The 19,145-nt window shown below is 38.9% G+C and carries 13 protein-coding genes, 1 other RNA gene and 1 pseudogene; 9 read left to right on the plus strand and 6 right to left on the minus strand.

The features are described 5' to 3' along the window. Positions 1-180: 180 nt before the first annotated feature. Together D5R40_RS21760 and D5R40_RS21765 are read right to left on the minus strand one after the other, a co-directional pair. On the minus strand, positions 181-1,386 hold the full coding sequence (locus D5R40_RS21760; protein WP_124155201.1) for a thioesterase domain-containing protein: 1,206 nt from the start codon (positions 1,384-1,386) through the stop codon (positions 181-183). A gap of 18 nt (positions 1,387-1,404) precedes the next feature. Next, the gene (locus D5R40_RS21765; protein WP_161565040.1) at positions 1,405-4,380 is read right to left on the minus strand and encodes a non-ribosomal peptide synthetase; all 2,976 of its coding nucleotides are present in this window, start codon (positions 4,378-4,380) and stop codon (positions 1,405-1,407) included. 30 nt (positions 4,381-4,410) lie between these two features. Here D5R40_RS21765 and D5R40_RS35805 point away from each other — a divergent pair, with 30 nt between their 5' ends. Further along, positions 4,411-4,602 (plus strand): hypothetical protein, encoded by a 192-nt coding sequence (locus D5R40_RS35805; protein ID WP_124155203.1) that lies wholly within the window; start codon positions 4,411-4,413, stop codon positions 4,600-4,602. 471 nt (positions 4,603-5,073) lie between these two features. Here D5R40_RS35805 and D5R40_RS21775 read toward each other — a convergent pair whose 3' ends face one another. After that, entirely contained in the window at positions 5,074-6,270 is a 1,197-nt protein-coding gene (locus D5R40_RS21775; protein WP_124145783.1) for a lipid-A-disaccharide synthase-related protein, read from the minus strand. A gap of 357 nt (positions 6,271-6,627) precedes the next feature. Between D5R40_RS21775 and corA the strand changes: the two genes are divergently transcribed. The 8 genes from corA (at position 6,628) to D5R40_RS21815 (ending at position 15,393) form a co-directional block, all read left to right on the plus strand. Beyond that, a complete protein-coding gene (gene corA, locus D5R40_RS21780; RefSeq protein WP_124145782.1) occupies positions 6,628-7,791 on the plus strand; it encodes a magnesium/cobalt transporter CorA in 1,164 nt (387 codons plus the stop codon). 294 nt (positions 7,792-8,085) lie between these two features. Beyond that, an RNA gene (gene rnpB / locus D5R40_RS21785) (RNase P RNA component class A) lies at positions 8,086-8,473 on the plus strand. A gap of 57 nt (positions 8,474-8,530) precedes the next feature. Beyond that, on the plus strand, positions 8,531-9,400 hold the full coding sequence (locus tag D5R40_RS21790) for a phytanoyl-CoA dioxygenase family protein (protein ID WP_124155204.1): 870 nt from the start codon (positions 8,531-8,533) through the stop codon (positions 9,398-9,400). A gap of 1,042 nt (positions 9,401-10,442) precedes the next feature. After that, complete coding sequence (locus tag D5R40_RS21795; protein WP_124145781.1) at positions 10,443-11,279, plus strand: thiazole synthase; 837 nt, start codon at positions 10,443-10,445, stop codon at positions 11,277-11,279. A 73-nt stretch (positions 11,280-11,352) separates the two neighbouring features. After that, entirely contained in the window at positions 11,353-11,526 is a 174-nt protein-coding gene (gene psb34 / locus D5R40_RS21800) for a photosystem II assembly protein Psb34 (protein ID WP_124155205.1), read from the plus strand. Between the two features lie 263 nt (positions 11,527-11,789). Beyond that, entirely contained in the window at positions 11,790-13,913 is a 2,124-nt protein-coding gene (locus D5R40_RS21805) for a tetratricopeptide repeat protein (RefSeq protein ID WP_124155206.1), read from the plus strand. A 197-nt stretch (positions 13,914-14,110) separates the two neighbouring features. Beyond that, positions 14,111-14,341 (plus strand): zinc ribbon domain-containing protein, encoded by a 231-nt coding sequence (locus D5R40_RS42120; protein ID WP_338043210.1) that lies wholly within the window; start codon positions 14,111-14,113, stop codon positions 14,339-14,341. A gap of 365 nt (positions 14,342-14,706) precedes the next feature. Then, complete coding sequence (locus D5R40_RS21815) at positions 14,707-15,393, plus strand: response regulator transcription factor (RefSeq protein WP_124155208.1); 687 nt, start codon at positions 14,707-14,709, stop codon at positions 15,391-15,393. A gap of 689 nt (positions 15,394-16,082) precedes the next feature. On the opposite strand, the gene hemG is transcribed toward D5R40_RS21815, so the two are convergent. From hemG to D5R40_RS37945, 3 genes and pseudogenes are all read right to left on the minus strand, one after another. Beyond that, positions 16,083-17,519 carry a protoporphyrinogen oxidase gene (gene hemG / locus D5R40_RS21820; RefSeq protein WP_124155207.1) on the minus strand — a complete coding sequence of 479 codons (1,437 nt, stop codon included), beginning with the start codon at positions 17,517-17,519 and terminating at the stop codon, positions 16,083-16,085. A 331-nt stretch (positions 17,520-17,850) separates the two neighbouring features. After that, positions 17,851-18,087: a DUF2811 domain-containing protein gene (locus D5R40_RS21825; RefSeq protein ID WP_124155209.1), complete on the minus strand. Its 237-nt coding sequence runs from the start codon at positions 18,085-18,087 to the stop codon at positions 17,851-17,853. Positions 18,088-18,820: 733 nt separating this feature from the next. After that, positions 18,821-19,145: pseudogene (locus D5R40_RS37945) on the minus strand (hypothetical protein); the annotation flags it as partial.

The following is a 19,145-nucleotide window of genomic DNA, read 5'->3' on the forward strand; positions in this document are numbered from 1 at the left end:
AGATATGAGGAATAATTATGTGACCAACCTGTATAAATAAGCGATACCTTTTAAAGGTATCGCTAAAATCCTTGACTTGCAAGGTTTTTGCTTTTATCAAAATTAAAAATAACTTATTATCTTAATAATAAAAGCGTTTATTATTACAACGCAACTCGACTGTCGCCCATCGGTCCAATATTAATTCGCCAGAGCGCGATCGCGTGCCTGCTTCAGCCGTTCTGCTAAAACCCGCACTTGAGGTTCCCGGATAATCGAGAAATGTTCTCCAGGAATCTCGTGGATTTCAATTTCTCCCCCAACATAATCTCGCCAACCTAAAGTCCGATCACCCCCTATATCTATTAGCTGCTCGCTGGCATTAAACAGTACAATATTACCTGGATAAGGTCGCGCTTCATAGTTATAAGACGCAATAGCCGTGGCTTGAAAAACTTCAAACAAATTTTCCAAATCCTCAACTCTCACTTCCTCCGGCAATAGATCAAACATCTTAGCTCGTTCGAGGACATACCCCAATCGCTCCTCTGGTATCAGTTGTTGTAGTTCCTCACAGGATACGAGAACTTCTTTCCCCCAAGGAGCGCTCATTTCTTCAGCAAATAATCTGAGATAAAAAATATCGGGACTTAGCATTCTTCCTGGCGTGCTATCAATCAGAAGCCTGTGGTGTTCGGGAGCAGAAGCTTCTATTAGCGCTAGCAATGCCAGGGTATCCCCTTGTTGGTGTAACTGTTGTGCCATTTCTAAAGCTAAATGACCACCCACGCAAAAACCAACCAAGTAGTAAGGACCGCGAGGTTGAATAGTTTTAATTGCTTTTAGGTGGTGAGTGGCGAGTTCCTTGAGAGTAGTAAAAGGCGATCGCTCTCCATTGAGACCAGGCGCTTGCAAACCATAAATCGGTTGTTCGCTCCCCAGATTGCGGGCTAAATCTAGATAAAATAAGACAGTGCCGCTGCTGGGAGGGATTAAGAAGAGAGGCGGTAAATCTCCATCGGACTGCATCTTAACTAGAGGCGAAGTTGACTCATAATCTTTACCCGAACGCAGAGAAATAGCGAGCTGCTCAATAGTCGGACTTTGCAAAAGTGCTCCCAAAGAAAGATTTTTTCCCAACTGCTGTTGCACCCGAGCAATTAAGGCGATCGCTAACAAAGAATGACCGCCGATGTCAAAGAAATTATCTCGGATGCCTATGGGAGAAACTTCCAAAACATCAGACCAGATTTGTGTCAGTTGCAATTCTAGGGTATCGCGAGGTTCAATAAAAGTGGCATCGCTACCGGTGCTAGTTCCGTCCGGTGCGGGGAGCGCCCGCCGGTCAATTTTACCGTTGGGAGTTAGGGGTAGGGAGTCTAGCATCACAAAAGCCGAAGGCATCATATAGTCCGGCAGCTTTTCTCAAGGAAAAGCACGCAGTTTTGGAGTTAGTTTCTGCATTTGCTTCCCATACAAGGGATTATTGACAAAGTCGCTACAATTTTTCTGGGAAGATGGAGAAAAAGATTGATTGGGAACTACATAAGCCACCAGGCGCTTGTTACTCGGTTGGTCTCCGAGAACTATAACTACAGCTTGCTGCACTTCTAGGCGTTTCGCCAGTAGCGCCTCGATTTCTCCTGGTTCGATCCGGAAGCCGCGAATTTTTACCTGGTTGTCGATGCGACTGAGAAGTTCGATGTTGCCGTCCGGGAGATAGCGTGCCTGATCTCCGGTTTTGTACAGACGGTTCCCCTCCTGGGAGGGGTTAGGGGTGGGTTCTGCCTTATTGCCACCGAAGTGTAAGTATTCTACCGGATTTGGTATAAAAGGATTAGCAATAAACTTTTTTGCACTTAACTCCGGACGGTTGAGATAGTCTCTGGCTAAACCGATGCCACCGATATGCAGTTCTCCTGGTACGCCGATGGGAACCGGTTGGAGATGATCGTCGAGAATATAGAGAAGAGCGTTGGCAAAGGGTTTACCGATAGGAACTGGGGACTCAAGGGGTCGCTCGAGCTTGGTGCTTTCAAAATAGCAACTGTCAATGGTTGCTTCGCTGACTCCATAAGAATTCACTAACCGAGTTCCCGAACCGCAGAATTGGCGAAATCGTTGGTATTCTTGCACAGACCAGCTATCGGAACCGATCGCCAATACCTTCATGAAATCTAGGTTTTGCTCGGTGTTCTCCAAATACTCGATTAAGTTTCTCATTACCGCTGGCACAAATTCTGCGTAATTGACTTGCTCTTGGAGCATCAATTGATACAGCTTTTCTGGCTCTAACAAAAAGTCCCTCGGACAGAGAACTAATTTGGCTCCCGAGCAAAGGGCGCGAACCCAATCTCCCGTAAAGACATCAAAGGAGAAACTCGCCATTTGCAGATGGCTGCTCTGGGGACGTAGCTGGTAAGCTTGCTCCCAGGAACGATAGGCATTTACCAAACTTTTATGCTCGATTTCCACCCCTTTTGGCTTTCCGGTAGAACCTGAAGTGTAGATGACGTAAGCTAAAGAAGCTGGTTGGGTACGAAGGGCAAGATTTTCCGCGCTATACTGAGAAATGACCGGCCAATCTTTATCCAAGAAAACAACCCGTCCCTTGCTTTCTGGGAGTCGAACCACTGACTTTTCGGAAGCTAACAGCAAAGTTACTCCCGAATCTTCTAGCAAATAAGCCAGGCGATCGCGCGGATAGCTAGGGTCTAAGGGTAAATACGCCCCACCTGCCTTGAGAATGCCCAACAATCCCACCAGCATTTTAACCGAGCGCTCTATGCAAATCCCCACTATTACCTCTGGACCTACTCCCAGAGATTGCAAATAATAGGCCAATTGATTTGCCTTAGCGTTCAGATCCCGATAGGTAATTTGTTCGTTCCCAAAAACTACCGCGATATTGTCTGATCTCCGTTTTACCTGCTCTGCAAACAACTGATGAATGCACTTATCTTGGGGAGCATCTGTCTGAGTATTGTTCCAGGACACCAACAATTGATGTTGTTCCTCTGACCTCAGGATTGGTAAAAACGCAACGCGCTGTTGTGGATTGGCGACAATCGATTCTAGCAAGCATTCTAAATGTCTCGCCCAGCGGCGAATAGTTTTGGCATCAAATAGGTCGGCACTATATTCCCAGATGAAATGGAGAGATTTGTCAAGTTCCTCAATTGCCAAACTCAGATCAAATACGGAACCCTGTTGGTGTACGGCTAAGTATGGCTCGATAGACAGTGCTTTCTCACCTGCTGGGAGTTCGGGGTTCTCCGGTTTGTACCAGCGATGCTTGCGCCAAGTGAAATCGACTTGAATTAGAGGGTGTCGGTTAGCATCTCGACAAGGGTTGAGTCGTTTTACTAATAAGTCGAAGGGATAATCTTGATGAGTCTGTGCCTCCGTTACCGTGTGATGGATGCGGGCGAGAAATTCTACGAAGGTGGGGTTATCCGCAAGAGTTGCCCGCAAAACGACCTCGTTGTTACAGTAACCGACAAGGCTTTTAAGCTCCTCAACGCTCCACCTTGCAGCCATTGCGCTTCCTAGCAGGATGTCTTCTTGACCCGATAAGCGATGTAGCAGGACAAAGAAGGCAGCCAGCATAGTCCGGTAAAGACTGACTCCGATATCGGCAGCTAGTTGTAGCAGTTTCTCTCGGAGTCGTTGGTCGATCTCGACAATATGGAATTCATTCCGACCGCTTAAATCCCTTGGTCGCGCTTTGTCTGTTGGCAGATTCAAAATCGGCAAGCAGTCGGCCAGTTGTTTCTGCCAGTAGCGAAAGAGTTGTTCTCCTCGTGCAGACAAGAGCATCTCAGACTGCCAGGACACATAGTCGGCGTATTGCCAGGGAGAATCTGCCAGCAAGTTAGCTATTTTTGCCTCTGGGAGATTCTCGACAGAAGCCGCGTATAGTACCCGGAGTTCTTTGATAAGCAAGTCAAATGACCATCCATCCCCGGCAATGTGGTGCATGGTTATCAATTGGACAAACTCTTGGGGCGATCGGGCAAACAGATCCAAGCGCATTATCGGACCTGTTTCCAAATTGAAGGGACGTTCTACTGCTGCCATAATTTTGGCCTTTAATTCGTCGGATCCCCACCCAGAAGCATCTGTTACCTCAATCTTGACGTTGCAGTCTTGACTAACTACTGCAACGGGTTTGCCATCCTGAGTCCTATAGGTAGTTCGCAGGATCGAATGTCGTGCAATCAGCTTTTGCCAAGCCTTTCGCCAAGTCTCTAGGTTTAACTCTCCAGCCAGACGAGTGGTTATAAATATGTTGTAAGCTACGCTTTCTGGAGCCTTCTGGTAGATGAACCATAATGCTTGCTGTCCCCGCGAGAGAGGGGAAGGTAACTGGGAGTTTTCTAGAGATTGATTCTGTATCAAGATGCCTTTTACCGAATGAATAATTAGGGTTTGCGCTCAAAAGTCTTATGGGTGAGGGTAGGAGACAACCCACCCCTAACCCCTCCCAGGAGGGGAAGACAGGAGAAATGGGTCGGGAGAAATGGGTCGGGAGAAATGGGTCGGGAGCAAGGAGGTAGGAGTAACAATTGTCAATTTGGGATTTTTCTGCCCAACTATGCGCCTAAAATATTAACTTTTTGAGCATCAATAGCTGAAAATCAGGCACTTTTTCAAGGCCCCAAAAAGGCACTTACCTTTATCTGTAAATACTTTTAGATTTAATCAGCAAGCCCTAATTAATAATTAAATAATTCTGGTTTCAAGCCTCCCCTTTCAAGGGGAAAAATTGGTCGTTAGCGTAGCTTCCCGCAGGGTGGGATGGCGAGGTCTCGGAGCCATATCCAATCGACCAAGAGAAAAGAAATAATATCATGTCCGCTGGTATCGTTTGTGTAAACCCAAGAGTGAATATCTCCAGGAAATTTAAGTTTTTTCTTGCTCTTAAGTATTCCTGCCTGTTGCCAGATGAGCTGTTGCCTGTTGCCTACCTTTGCTATACAAGACCGATGCTACCAGACATAATATAATATTTCCTTACATTCAATTCCGTAACGGTTTTAACCAGAGGTAATTATCCATTAATGAATTATCCATTATCCATTAATGAACTTCCTATTCCCTACTCAAATATTGAATTAAATAATCAGCTATTTTCTCACTACCACCAGGTCTACCCATCCTTTGAATACCATTACGAATACAAGCTTCTAAATATTCCTTATCTGCCAAAGTTTCTTTTACTTTTTGAGCTGCTTCTTGCAGAATAAAATTATTAGCTGGTTGTTTACCAATAACCTGTACTGAACAACCTAAAAGTCTGGTTTGAGCTTCCGCAAACCGATAAGTAAATGAAGGACCTTCACCGGGGATAGTAATGACAGGTTTTCCTAATCCTACTGCTTGTTCAATTGCAGTTCCTGCCATCCCAATTACCAAATTTGATTGTTGTAAAATATCGGCAAAAGCATCCTCGTAAAAAATTACTTCTATTGAATATTCCTCAGTTAAAAACGTCAACTTACCTGCTTGATATTGCCAATTTTCAGAAGTAGCGACTGCCTCTAGTTCAGACATTAAAATAGGAACAGCAGCTACTCGAAACTGACAAACATTTTCTCCCATAAATTTGACAATTTCTCTGACCAATTTAAGTAGCAATGATAAATTTCTGCCAGCCTCCGGTAAACGAGAACCAGGTAAAATACCAATAGTAAATAATCCTGGTTTAAGCTGTAAATCTTTTCCTGTAGAAATTAAATTATCCATCACAGGCGTACCGACAAATTCTGCCTTTTTAATTCCTTGTCGGTTTAAATCTGTTGCAGTCAAAGCATCTCTAACAAAAACTTTTAAACATCTAGAATTATTCAGTAATTTTGGCAATATTAAACCCAAATTAATTCGATCTTCATAATAACTAGAATCAGCCGAAAGAAACACCACATAAGGCAACTTGGTCCAATAAGCGATCGCTGCGACTACAATATCTCCAGTAGCCATAACTAAATCACAGTTTTTTGCAAATTGCCAAACTGTTTGTAACTGTCGCCAAGTTAAACTAATTAATCCCTGTCCCAAGTCTTTAAATAATAATAAAGGGTTTAGATAAAAAAAACCCCCTGATGGCATATTTGATGTAGGGCCAATAATTGGTATTCCTAAATTTTTATAACTATTACCAGCACCAACAATAGGCATAGCTGATATAGTTGTATCTGAACAAATTTTTGTAAAAGCTTTAATAATTTGACAATTATGTGTATCTTCTCCGTGACCATTACTTAAAAACAGTATATTTTTTGTTTTCATAATTATTATTGAGACAAATATAAATTTTTTAAGTTTTCCAATTGTCAAAATTAAAGATAAGAAGGAATAATATCATGTCAGGTTGAATACTTAATAAATAACAACGGAGGAGTCAGGAGTCAGGTAGAAGATCCGTCGGATTGGCGACGTACAGGAGTCAGGAGGAAATAAAGAAGTAAAAGAATAAGAAAGTTTTTTATCACTAATTAAGCAGACATGATATAACGTCAATTTAAAAATATATTTCAACCCCTGTTATCAAAAAAATAAAGTTAAAAGAAAATCACCTTATATCACTTTATTTATCAAACTTAAAATTGTTAGAAGTAGTACTTATAATTTTCATATTTTCAAATTATGGCACATTCAATCAATATACAACCTAATTCTTATGAATTACCTTCAGAAGAAGAATCTCATGTTGACTATTATTATGACGATCCAGAAGATTTACCTGGAACTCTCAATTTAGAACCTGATGCTCCACCACCAGAGATGGCTCTGATAGATTATACAAAAAATATAGCTACCAGGATCAAAATAGCAAACCCAGAAATTTGTATTCCCTACCTCAAATCAGATTCAATTTCTTGGATTAATGTACTTGGTTTAGGCAATAAAACATCTTGGCAACAGATGGCAAAAGTATTTCAAATACATCCTCTGAGTGTTGGAGATATTGTTAATGTACCACAAAGACCTAAAGTTATACATGACAAAAATCAACTCATAATTATTACCTGGATGGTAAGAATAAAATCAGATTCAGAATCATTTGAAAAAGAGCAAGTCAGTATTATTTTAGGAGAAAAACATTTAATCACAGTCCAAGAAAATCCTGAATATGATTGTCTGAAACCTGTACGAGAAAGAATCAAAAATAATCAAGGAATTATTCGGAAACAAAAAGTAGATTATTTAGCTTATTCTCTAGTAGATACAATCATTGATGGATTTTTTCCTGTATTAGAAGAATATGGAGAAAGGATAGAGATATTAGAAGATGAAGTAGTATTTAAACCAGACCGTCATACCATGCAAAAAATCTATAAACTGAGGCGAGAATTATTAACACTACGTCGAGCTATTTGGTCATCAAGAGAAGCAATTAATATTCTGATTCGAGATGGTAGTAATTTAATCAATCCTGATGTATTGGTTTATTTTAGAGACTGTTATGAACATACAATTCAACTCAGAGATATAGTAGAAACTTACAGAGATTTAGCTTCTGATTTAATGGATATTTATTTGTCCTCTGTCAATAATAAAATGAATGAAGTAATGAAGCTACTAACTGTTATCTCATCAATTTTTATTCCTTTAACTTTTATCGCCGGAATTTATGGGATGAATTTTGACCCAGCAGATTCTCCTTGGAATATGCCAGAATTAGATTGGTATTATGGTTATCCTCTTTGCTTAGTCATAATGTTTTCTACTGCTATTAGTTTGATTTACTTTTTTTGGCGAAGAGGATGGTTTGAAAATCTTTCAACTACTATTGAAGCAGAAGATTAGGAGACATTAGGTACTTCAAAATGTAGAATTAAAAATCAGAAGTAAGCAACCTTCTAGCGTCCCTAAGAAATTATTTTACCAAAATAATTGGGTCTAAAACCTCGCCTTTTAAGGGGATAAAAAAAAGATAATTCCGTATTTTCGTAGCCTCCTTATTGCAGAGGTACTGATAACTGATAACTGATAACTGAAATGACTCCCTATTAATTTTTTCTATACTCATCATCAAAATAATTCTGGGTAAAAAATTAACAATAGGTAATTTATTTGATAATATATTCTAAATATAGGGATAAAGTAGGTGAGGCAGTTGCGGACTCAATATCTTGGGTCTGAGGAAAGTCCGGGCTCCCAAAAGACCAAGCTTGCTGGATAACGCCCAGTGCGAGCGATCGTGAGGATAGTGCCACAGAAAAATACCGCCCTGGAGATGAGATATTATTCAAGTCTCTGAGGTAAGGGTGCAAAGGTGTGGTAAGAGCGCACCAGCAGTATCGTGAGGTACTGGCTAGGTAAACCCCGGCGGGGAGCAAGGTCGGAGGGGCAATGGTTGGTCTTTTTCCAGCTCCGTTGTTAAGTGTACCGCTAGAGGTGTCTGGTAACAGGCGTCCCAGATAGATAATTGCCCTCTTAGCTACTTTCAGTTAAGGGAACAGAACCCGGCTTACTTCCTACTTTTTCCTTATTTTTTATCTCAAAACAATTAACAATTAATACTTATAAAAAATAATGAAAAAAAATGCCTGAATATTTAGCCGATAAAACTCCATCAACAGAACAATTAAATACATGGATTGAATCTTTTCATACTAATGGTTTTTTAGTCATTCCTAATGTATTAACACCTGAAAAATGTGAACTTCTTAGAAATGACTTAGATGGAATTTTAAGGAAAACTGAAGAAGAAAAATTAGATAGGTCTAATCCAGTAGCGAAAGCTTACACATCAATCAAAATAATGGAGCGAATGTTTGAGCATTCCCAAAATAATCTAGACTTGTTTGCCATGGAACCAATTGTTACATTTGCAGAACATTTAATCGGTGGAGCAAATGGAAGAGGTTACTCAAGAAATGATGGAATTCCTAATGCTAATGTTGTTCATGTTATCCACAATAATTCTTTTAAAGTTCCTCCTCAAACTGATGGATTAGCAAACAATGCTTGGCATCAAGATGATACACCACACGTTCTTTCTCTTGATGGTAAACCCTTAAACAATATTCGCTTGAATGTTCTAGCATTTTCCGTTAATTATTACTTAACTGATGTATTTTCTCCAGATAACGGACCAACCCAAGTTATTCCAGGTTCACATCTGTTTGGTAAGTTTTGTGATGGTAATCTTTTAGGATATGAAGATAAAATTCATAGTTGTCTTGGAGGAATGGGTACTGCAGTTTGTTTTAACAATCAAGTTTGGCATAGAGGTTCTAGAAATTCATCTTCTGTCACCCGGTACATTACACAAATCACTTATGGAAAAAGATTAGTTGGACATAAATATGCACCATTTATGAATTATCAGATGCCAAGTCATTGTTATGAAGAAGCAGATGAAAGATTGAAGCGAATTTTGGGGTTTCTACCTCATGGTGCTTATGGTTAATTAGGGTTTCTGAAAAGTCTTTTAGTAGGGGTAGGAGACAGGAGACAGGAGACAGGAGACAAGAGAAATGGGAATGAGCGAGAAGGTAGAAGTAAGAATTGTACCTTGATTTTTCTGCCTAACTATGCGCCTAAAATACTAACTTTTTGAGTGTTTTAGACTGAAACAGGTGCACTTTTTAATAGCCCTAAAAAGGCTAAAGTATTTATATGTCAATGCTTTTAGATTTAATCAGCAAGCCCTAATTAATTATAGAATTTACTTAGTATTAAGTTTTTAGGCTTGAGAAATAATGATTACCTTAATATGTCGGTTTAGTAATGTGGAATAGGGGCAATACAGGAAAAAGATTGAAAAATACTCCCCTCTTTTTAATATTAGAATCAGAAGATTTATTCCCTTAGACTGCTATGTCAGCTAGTACTAACTTTTGCATTCTGTGAAACTTCAATATACTGGTTTTTCCTATCATCTAATTCTTCCATCTATAAACCTTCTCAGTGGAAAGCCACTAAAATTTTCATTCTGTGAAGCTCCAAAAAATCAGCGGGTCAAATGATTTTTGGCTGCATTCTTACAATTTTTGTGATATCATAAAGACTATAAGGGTTCGTTCGCCCCTACGCATGACTTTTTATTCAACTAAATTTCCTTGCTCAGAGACAATAGAACATCCGTTGGCTTTTCCTATAATCTAATCTTTCCATCTGTAAACCTCCTCAGTGGAAAATAACTAACTTTTGCATTCTGTGAAGCTCTAAAAAAAATCAGCGGGTCAAATGATTTTTGGCTGCATTCTTACAATTTTTGTGATATCATAAAGACTATAAGGGTTCGTTCGCCCCTACGCATGACTTTTTATTCAACTAAATTTCTTTGCTCAGAGACAATAGAACATCCGTTCCACTGCGCGACCGAGTATTCAGGAATTTTCCCCACAAGCAATACCAGAAATATCTTCATCTTCTGTAGCTTCCTATAAACATCAAAACTAGGATTGAAATAAAAAATTTACAATAGTTGTAAATATCAAAATTAAACAATGCAGACAGTAGAAAAACTAACTACACAAACTCCAGAACAACCTCTAATTATCGCAGGTAAAAAATTTAGCTCCCGTCTAATGACAGGTACAGGTAAATATCCCAGCATAGAAAAAATGCAGCAAAGTATAGAAGCTAGTGGATGTGAAATAGTAACTGTAGCAGTACGACGGGTACAAACTCAAGCTCCTGGCCATGAAGGTTTGGCAGAAGCTATAGACTGGACAAAAATCTGGATGTTGCCAAATACCGCAGGTTGTCAAACTGCTGAAGATGCTGTGAGAGTTGCCAGACTGGGACGAGAAATGGCTAAATTATTGGGTCAAGAAGATAATAATTTTGTCAAGCTCGAAGTTATTCCCGATCCTAAGTATTTACTCCCAGACCCTATCGGTACATTACAAGCAGCAGAACAATTAATTAAAGAGGGTTTTGCTGTTTTACCTTACATTAATGCTGACCCACTACTAGCCAAAAGACTTGAAGAAGCTGGTTGTGTCACAGTTATGCCCCTGGGTTCTCCTATAGGTTCTGGCCAGGGAATACAAAATGCTGCTAATATTCAAATAATAATTGACAATATTAAGGTTCCCGTGGTATTAGATGCAGGAATTGGTACTCCCAGTGAAGCAACTCAAGCAATGGAAATGGGAGCAGATGCCTTACTAATTAATTCAGCGATCGCTCTAGCTAAAAATCCATCAGTGATGGCCAAAGCAATGGGAATGGCGACAGAAGCGGGACGTTTGGCCTATTTAGCAGGAAGGATACCCAAAAAAGATTATGCGATCGCCTCTTCACCATTGACTGGAAGAATTAATTCGGCTCAAAGCTAGTAATAATTTCCTATATTCACCAAATTTATGTTAAGCTAGGTAAACATAAAAAAAAGATAAAGGACTTTTAATCATGCCATATACAACAGAAGAGGGTGGACGCCTAAATAATTTTGCTGCAGAGCCAAAAATGTATCAAGCGGACGCTCCAGATGAAAAACAACAAGTTAACTATTTAGTTTTAGGAACTCTCGGAGCTGTATTAGTAGGTAGCTTAGTATTTGTTGCTTTTTCTGTTTCTGCTTAAGCTTTGAAGTAAAAATTATTAAAGACTTAACCGGGTTCTTGAATTTTCAAGAGTCTGGTTTTCTATTACCGAAAGATTCTGGTCTAAAGTCTCCCCCTTTTAAGGAGATAAAAAAAGAGAATATTCCTGATGTTAAGTCTCCTTATTGCAGAGGTACTGATAACTAATAACTGATAACTGATAACTGATAACTGATAACTGATAACTGAAATCCCCCCCCTAATAGAACTGTGATAGACATTGGGTCCACAACAATTTCTCAATTGAACTGGCAAATCTATCAACGCTTGAAACAAGCTCTATCATTAAATCTACGTCGCCAAATTTTTATAGCTGTATGCGATAATCAACAACTAAGAAACAGCTTAGTAGAAAACTTAGAAGTAGATTTAACCAGTACTATTGACTACACAGAAAAAACGCCAAATAATAATAAAAATCTTTTATTTGTTACTCTCAACTTAAATCTAAATAATCCTAATCCAGTAACTCAAATTAATCAATGGTTTACCGAAAATCCTGAATATCAAAAAACACAAGAATATCAAATATTAGGATTTCAAATTATTGGAGTAGAAAGCTTAACTAAACAACCTTCAACAGTTCAATGGTCATTTATTAGTAATCTCAAAAAAATAGAAACAAATCTATCTACCCTAGAATCCAGTATATTACTTTGGATTAACCGACCTTGGCTCAATAGTATCAAACAGTCCGCCCCAGAATTTTGGCATTGGCACACAGGAATATTTGAATTTGAAGGAGACCCCACACCTATAGCTCCTAGAAAAAATAAATCATCATTGCCAAATCAACAAACCTCTAAATCTTTCTTATCTCCAAAAATTAGCCCGCCTTCCATCAATACTGTAAGACCATTAATGGCATTAGAACAAAAGTCTTACACTACTATTGATGTTGAATCAAAAAATCTGACAGTTCATCTTCTCCCCCCCGCTCCACAAAAATTACCAGAATTGCCAATTGGCCTTGACCAAGAACCGAAGAATACGCCACTGCTGAAGTGGGAATTAGTTGAACTAGCAAATTTAGTATGGTCAGAAATTTCTAGAAAGTCTGGTGAAGAAAAAACATCCCTAGAAAAACAACAGTTTCAAATTCTCAAACAGATTCAAGATTTAAACAAGTCCAAATATCCATCTCCAGAACTAGCCATAGCTTACCAAGCTTTAGGGGACTTTCATCGCGATCGCGTCTTAGCAGGTGAAGTATCAGAACAAAGTTTAATTATTGCCATTCGTGCTTATGAAATGGTAATTGAGTGGACATTTCAAGATACAGGAAATAAGAGCCAATTTTCTCCATCCCAAATTCCTGTTCTTGATATTTTTAACGATCTTGCCACTCTTTACTGGATGTTATCTCGTCAAATCAAATCTAGTAAGTCTGATTCATTAGTTTATTTAGAGCGAAGCATTATTTTATATCAAATGGCTATAGGTGAGATTAACCCATCTCAGAAAGAGACTTATGCCAGATTACAAAAAAACTTAGGTCTAGCTTACGGAGATTTAGCTAATTATCAAGAAGCAGAAAAGAATTGGGAAAAATCAGTTATGGCCTATCAAGAAGCAATCTTGTACTTAGATACAGTAACTCATACTCAAGATTATGCTTCGACATTAAATAATTTAGGTGCAGCTTATTGGAATTTGGCTCAATATACTCAAGCAGTGGCTCACTTGCAAGGGGCAATTTCAGCTTATACTAAAGCTATTGATTACTTTACCCCAGAAATTGAACCTCTAAATTATGCAATGATTCAAAATAACTTGGGCATAGCTTATTGGAATTTAGCTCAATTTCAACAAGAGCTATCAGAAACTTTGATGTTAAAAGCTGTTGATGCTTATTTAGAAGCTTTAAAATATCGAACCCCAGAAATTGCTCCCCTTGCTTATGCTGCGACAAAAAATAACTTAGGTACTACTTATTGGCACTTGGCCAACCAATTTGAAAAACATCAAATACGGAATCAATTTTTTCATCAAGCGATCGCTGCTTATTCCCAGGCTGTTAGTATAGCTCAACATTTTTCTCCTTCTCAGCTTACCTTTGATTTATTGGCCACCTATAATAATATTGGACTTGCTTATTATCAAATAGCCATAGAAGCCAACATTAAATTAGACAAAGACAGTCAAATGAGTAATTTAGAATCAGCTTTGGATTATCACTTACTGGCTTATACTGGTGAGCAACAAACTAACATTAATAATGAAGTAGTACAAGGAAAAGAAACTACTGTGAATTATATTGTCAGGACTATCCGTAAATTTTATAACAAGTATGGAATACAAGGGCAAAATGTAGCTCTTACCAAGATTCCTAGAGATTTGTTACCTAAAATTTTAAGTATGTTGTAGTAAAAAAATAAAAATTATAGGTTATAGTGTTATTGCTGCAGAGAGATGAAATCTACGAATTAGTCGATTGTTGTTATAACTCAGACTGAGTCTTAGTTTCAGTAAGTTACTGTCGCTATGATATAATAGTCTAGGTAAGTTTGGTTGTAGGTATAAGTAGTTTCCTTGTGCTATTTAAAGGACTATCAAAGACCCGTTTGAGTAAATCAATTAACGATGCTGGATGGGGTCAATTTCTGTTGATTTTGACTGTCAAAGCCGAAAATGCTGGACAGAAAACTATAGTTGTGAATCCTCAAAATACTAGCCAAGATTTCTCAAATTGTGGGGAAAAAGTCGATAAAAAATTAAAAATACGAACTCATTCTTACCCACATTGCGGTATTGTTAGACCGCGACTTAAATGTGGCAATAAATATAAAAAATAGGGCGGCAGGGCATTCCGTTCTTAAAGCACGCGCTTGCCCGATGCAATGGCAGGGCAGCGAAACGAGAAGCCCAAACTATAGCCCCAGCTTAGTTTGGGAGTATGTCACCTAAACCGTGGAGAAGCCTCACACCATAATTTTCAATTTGATGTGAAATGAATCGGCGGTAAGCATAAAATCTGATCGCGAAGCTAGGCGCGTAGTTTTTCGATCTGCAAAAAGGGCGGCGGGGCATCCCGTCCTTAAAGCTCGTGGAGTCCGATGCAATAGCAGGACTGTGAAGCGAGAGAGCTTACACTATACCGAATGGTTAGTGTGGGAGTATGTCACTTATATCGTACTTAGTTTATCCTGATATTTATGTCATGGCCCCTGTAAAGATCCTTGCGGTTGATGACGACCCAGCCATCCGAACTTTAATTCATCGGTATTTGAGCCAACAAAACTATCAAGTAGAGTCTGCTGGAGATGGTAAAACAGCTCTAGAATTATTCAATAAATTTTCACCAGACCTAGTAGTGTTAGATGTAAACTTGCCTGATACAACAGGATTTCAACTTTGCAAAAAAATGCAAAGTAATACAAATGTATTTGTGCTAATGCTAACCAGTCTTGCAGATGAGGATAGTAAATTACACGGTTTTCAAGAGGGTGCAGATGATTATATCACAAAACCTTTTGGTTTAGTAGAATTAGGCGCTCGTGTCGGAGCCATATTAAAACGTCAAAGATTAGTTTCCAACTCACAGCCAGAAGGTATACAATTAGGAAGTCTGACAATTGACCCTCACGGTAGAGAGGTTAAAGTTAATGGAGAATTAATTGCTTTGACGGCCTTGGAATTTGATATATTATACTGCCTAGCAGGTAAACCTGGCCGTGCTTGGAAGCGATCAGATTTAATCCAAGAAGTCTGGGATTATGAATATATGGGAGATGAGCGAGTAGTTGATGTCCATATTGGTCAAATACGTAAAAAACTAGAGAATAATAATGACAATTCTCCAAAGATCAAAACTGTTAGAGGTATTGGCTATAAGCTTGATGTTTGATTTTGATAGTCATACATACATAGTTTTATAAGAAGGAGAATATTGTCAAGGAAAAGGAAAAAGATAGATTTGAACAAATAATTTCACCAGAGGTAAGGGTGTGAGGGATAATGAGGAAACCTTGGCATCCCTCGACCATTGAATCAGCGATCAAGTAAATGATAGAGAATTTTGTCACGGAAGTCACTCCGCATCTATGAACCCACAATCAAAACTAACCACGCGTTTTTCCATCAAAAGCTTAAAATTCAGACAACGTAAGATAATTCTTCCTTTGCTTCTTCCTTCTTACTTCTGGTATATTTGAAATACTCCCGACGTTGCGCATGCCGCGTTGTCGCGGCATTCCTAAACCTCGCAGATTAGGCCTTTCTGCTTCTAACGCACCTGCCTCCAAGGTCTTTCCCCCTTTCTGGTCTAAAGGCGCGCTCCACAGTACGTCGCCAATCCGACGCCTCCCCTAGACACTGCTAACCCAGCAGCCTTATTTAATCCTAACACACTATTGGCAAAACCACAAAATTGATTGATTTTCCCATAGGACGCTCCCCTTTGGGAGAGCGCGGGTTTTCAACCAACGTTGAGATCAATAAAATAATCATTCAATTCTAGTATTTACAAACAGAAAAATTAGAATTATAGCAGTCGAAGCAAAGAACTAGTTTCATCGAAATTAAAACTCTAGAATATCAAGTCTGCAAACCTTGATAAATTTCAGTCGCTACTTCTGTGCCACGGCGAACACAATCTCCCAAAGCTATACCACCAATATAATTACTGCACAGATATAGACCAGGCAAAGATTTTAAGCCATTATTAATCTCCTCCAATTTAGAATTATGGCCTAAATTATATTGAGGAATAGCACGAGACCATAAATGCACCGCAAGAACTTTTGGTTGTTCAGCATTCTGTTTTAACAGAGTTTGACAAAGATCTTGATGTACCTGTTGCACTATCGCTTCACTATCTAAGTTCGCAATTTCCGGGTCTGTTGCACCACCAATAAAATTAGTAAAAATTTGCCATCCTGGAGGTGTTCTACCAGAAAATAAAGTAGAAGACCAAATACTACCAAGAGTCCGGATACCTTGACCTCTAGGAATCAAATTACCAAAGCCATCTATCTTAACCTTGATAGAAGTATCAGGATATGCCAAGACTACACAGGCAACAGGAGGATAATAAAATTCATTAAATATAGAAGCAATTTCCGGTTGCAAAGTTTTGAATAATTCTGCACAAACACGAGCGGGAGTAGAAAGGGAAATAGTACGAGTTTCTATTTGCTCAGGACCATTGGGAGTAGAAAATTCTGCTATATAAGTTTGTTGTTCAGTCCGACGAATATTAGTAAGATGCCAATTTAATTTAACTGCTTCTCCTAAATAAGAGGCGATCGCTTTTGGTAATGCCTCCAAACCACCTCGAAAAGAACCCAATTCACCAGTCTTAGTCTTAGGAATATTAGGGTCGGGAGCAACCTTAAACTTACGATTTTTTTTAGCAGACAGCAAAGCACCAGCTACAAGTCCACCACCTAAGTCAGCCATTCGAGCCACTTTAGCAAAAGCAGCAGAAGCACTCAGTTGACTAGGGTCTCCTGCATAAACACCAGAAACGAAAGGTTCCACCAGTCGCTGCATTACTTCAGGACCAAGATGTCTCTGGAAAAATTGGGATACAGTTTCTTCTCCTCCTTGTCCTGATAAATTACCAATGGCAGGTGAGACAAAACCCAAAGCGCCAACTAAAGCGCGTAGCTTACCAGCATCACTCAGTAATTTAGACTGTAGCATAGCTGTTGGACTCATGGGCACTGGTAATAATTGACCATTCCAATAAACATAGCGAGGCAGTTTGCGATCGGCAAAAACTAGCTCCTGCTTCAGGCCAACATCTACAGCCAACTTTAAAAATTCCGGTGTCGGAGAAAAACTATTTGGCCCTTCTTCCCAAAGAAAGTCTCCTAAAGAAACTGTTGTGATATTTCCCCCCACTCGATTTTGGCTTTCTGCAACTAAAATCTTTAACGGGGAATTATTACCTAATTTTGTCAGTGCATGGGCTAAACTTAACCCACTAATACCTGCGCCAACAACTAAGACATCTAAAACTTCAGTCATTTTTTCCTAAAAATTTAGTTCTACTATAGTTTAAAAGTTTAAAGTCTTAGTCTTCAACTATGGCTTTGTTATATAAGCTACTTTAGTTTCAAATTTAACTAAGGCTAAGGTAGTGGAAAAATGTTTCAGACTTGCATTAGTTGAAAATAGTGCAAACTTATTTTATATTTACTACTACTTTATCTCCCTATTACCTTCGTATTTGAAAATTATTCTCCGTATCGAACTGTGAAATAGCCCTACTCTGAAAGTAGAGCTGAAACTACATAAAAATTTAGTAATTTAGAATACATTAGTATCAGCAGCAAAGAGAGGTTCAATATATGCACCACTAAATGCTGCTTATATCATGATGTTGGAAAAGAGTTTCTAGGTAAACTCTAGCAGCTTGCCGATAACAAAGAGATGTTTCTGGTGTACCACTATCTCCATTTTGTAACAGGAATAGTGACAAAGCTGCTGAAAATACACGGTCTTGATCCCAGTCAGGGTGGGTTTCTAAGTAGGTTTTAAGAGATTCATGGAGTGCTTCAGGAATTTCGGCCAAAATACTAACGCTTAAGTTCATGTTTAAGTAAGATTCTCTGTATATTTTTTCTTCTTCATAGTCCCTAGTTATGGCCACAAACCACTGACTTTGAACTACTAATGTCGCACTATTGTGTACTAAGGGGGGGTATGGTTGTCAATGTAGAGAAATGTTACAGCAGACTTTCAATAAATAAAAGATTTACGAAATAATCGGTGTTTCGGGGAACTTTTTGTAATAAAACTTTATAAAAATCGACTAATATGAAGCTGTTTACTACCCACTGAACAAAATCCCCAATTCATTTGCAAGAGTATGATGATGTCGTTGAAATCTGTGGAAAAACCTGTTTAATCTGTGGAAAACATTGAACTTGCTTGTGGAAATGCTGTGGAATCTATGTGGAAAATTATGGTAAAAAATAAGAATTCTGAACTCTTTGCTAAAGTCAAATTTCAAAAGTCAAAAGTCATATAGCGCTACGCGCAAGGCAACAGGCAACAGGCAACAGGCAATAGGCAATAGGCAATAGGACAATACAAAAGGGTTTCAGCTTTTATTCATGTCCTAACCTTTATGCGTAACGCTATATCGCCAGTTTTTCCCTTTTGCCCTCTGGTATAGCAGAAGGAAGAAGGAAGAAGGAAAAATCTTGCGTTGTCTGAGTTTTAAGCAATTGAGATGTCAAATACAGTAGACCTCTAGCAAAAGTGTTAATTAAATCAATTCAAGACTATGAAATCAACAATTTTATCTCCCTATTCCCTACTCCCTATTGCCTATTCCCTATTCCCTGACTTCTACAAGAAGTCTTTTGAGAGTGCCATTTTTCTGCTTTTAGATGAATGTTTTCTAATTCCTCAGAGTCTATTTTATCTAAGTTAGCCAAAACAAAGTTCATACGACCCTGGGATTTAAGTTTATCCCGATGTCTGGCCAGAAAATCCCAATAAAAATAATTAAATGGACAAGCTGGTGAATTATTGCCCTTGTCTTGAGGTGATGTAACTCGAACTTTCCAGTCGTAAACACAATCTTTACAACCATAAGGGGGTTGGTAAGGGGGTGCTGGTTTCCCCACTCCTCCACAGGGTGGG

The organism is Okeania hirsuta (assembly GCF_003838195.1).
Lineage (GTDB): Bacteria > Cyanobacteriota > Cyanobacteriia > Cyanobacteriales > Microcoleaceae > Okeania > Okeania hirsuta.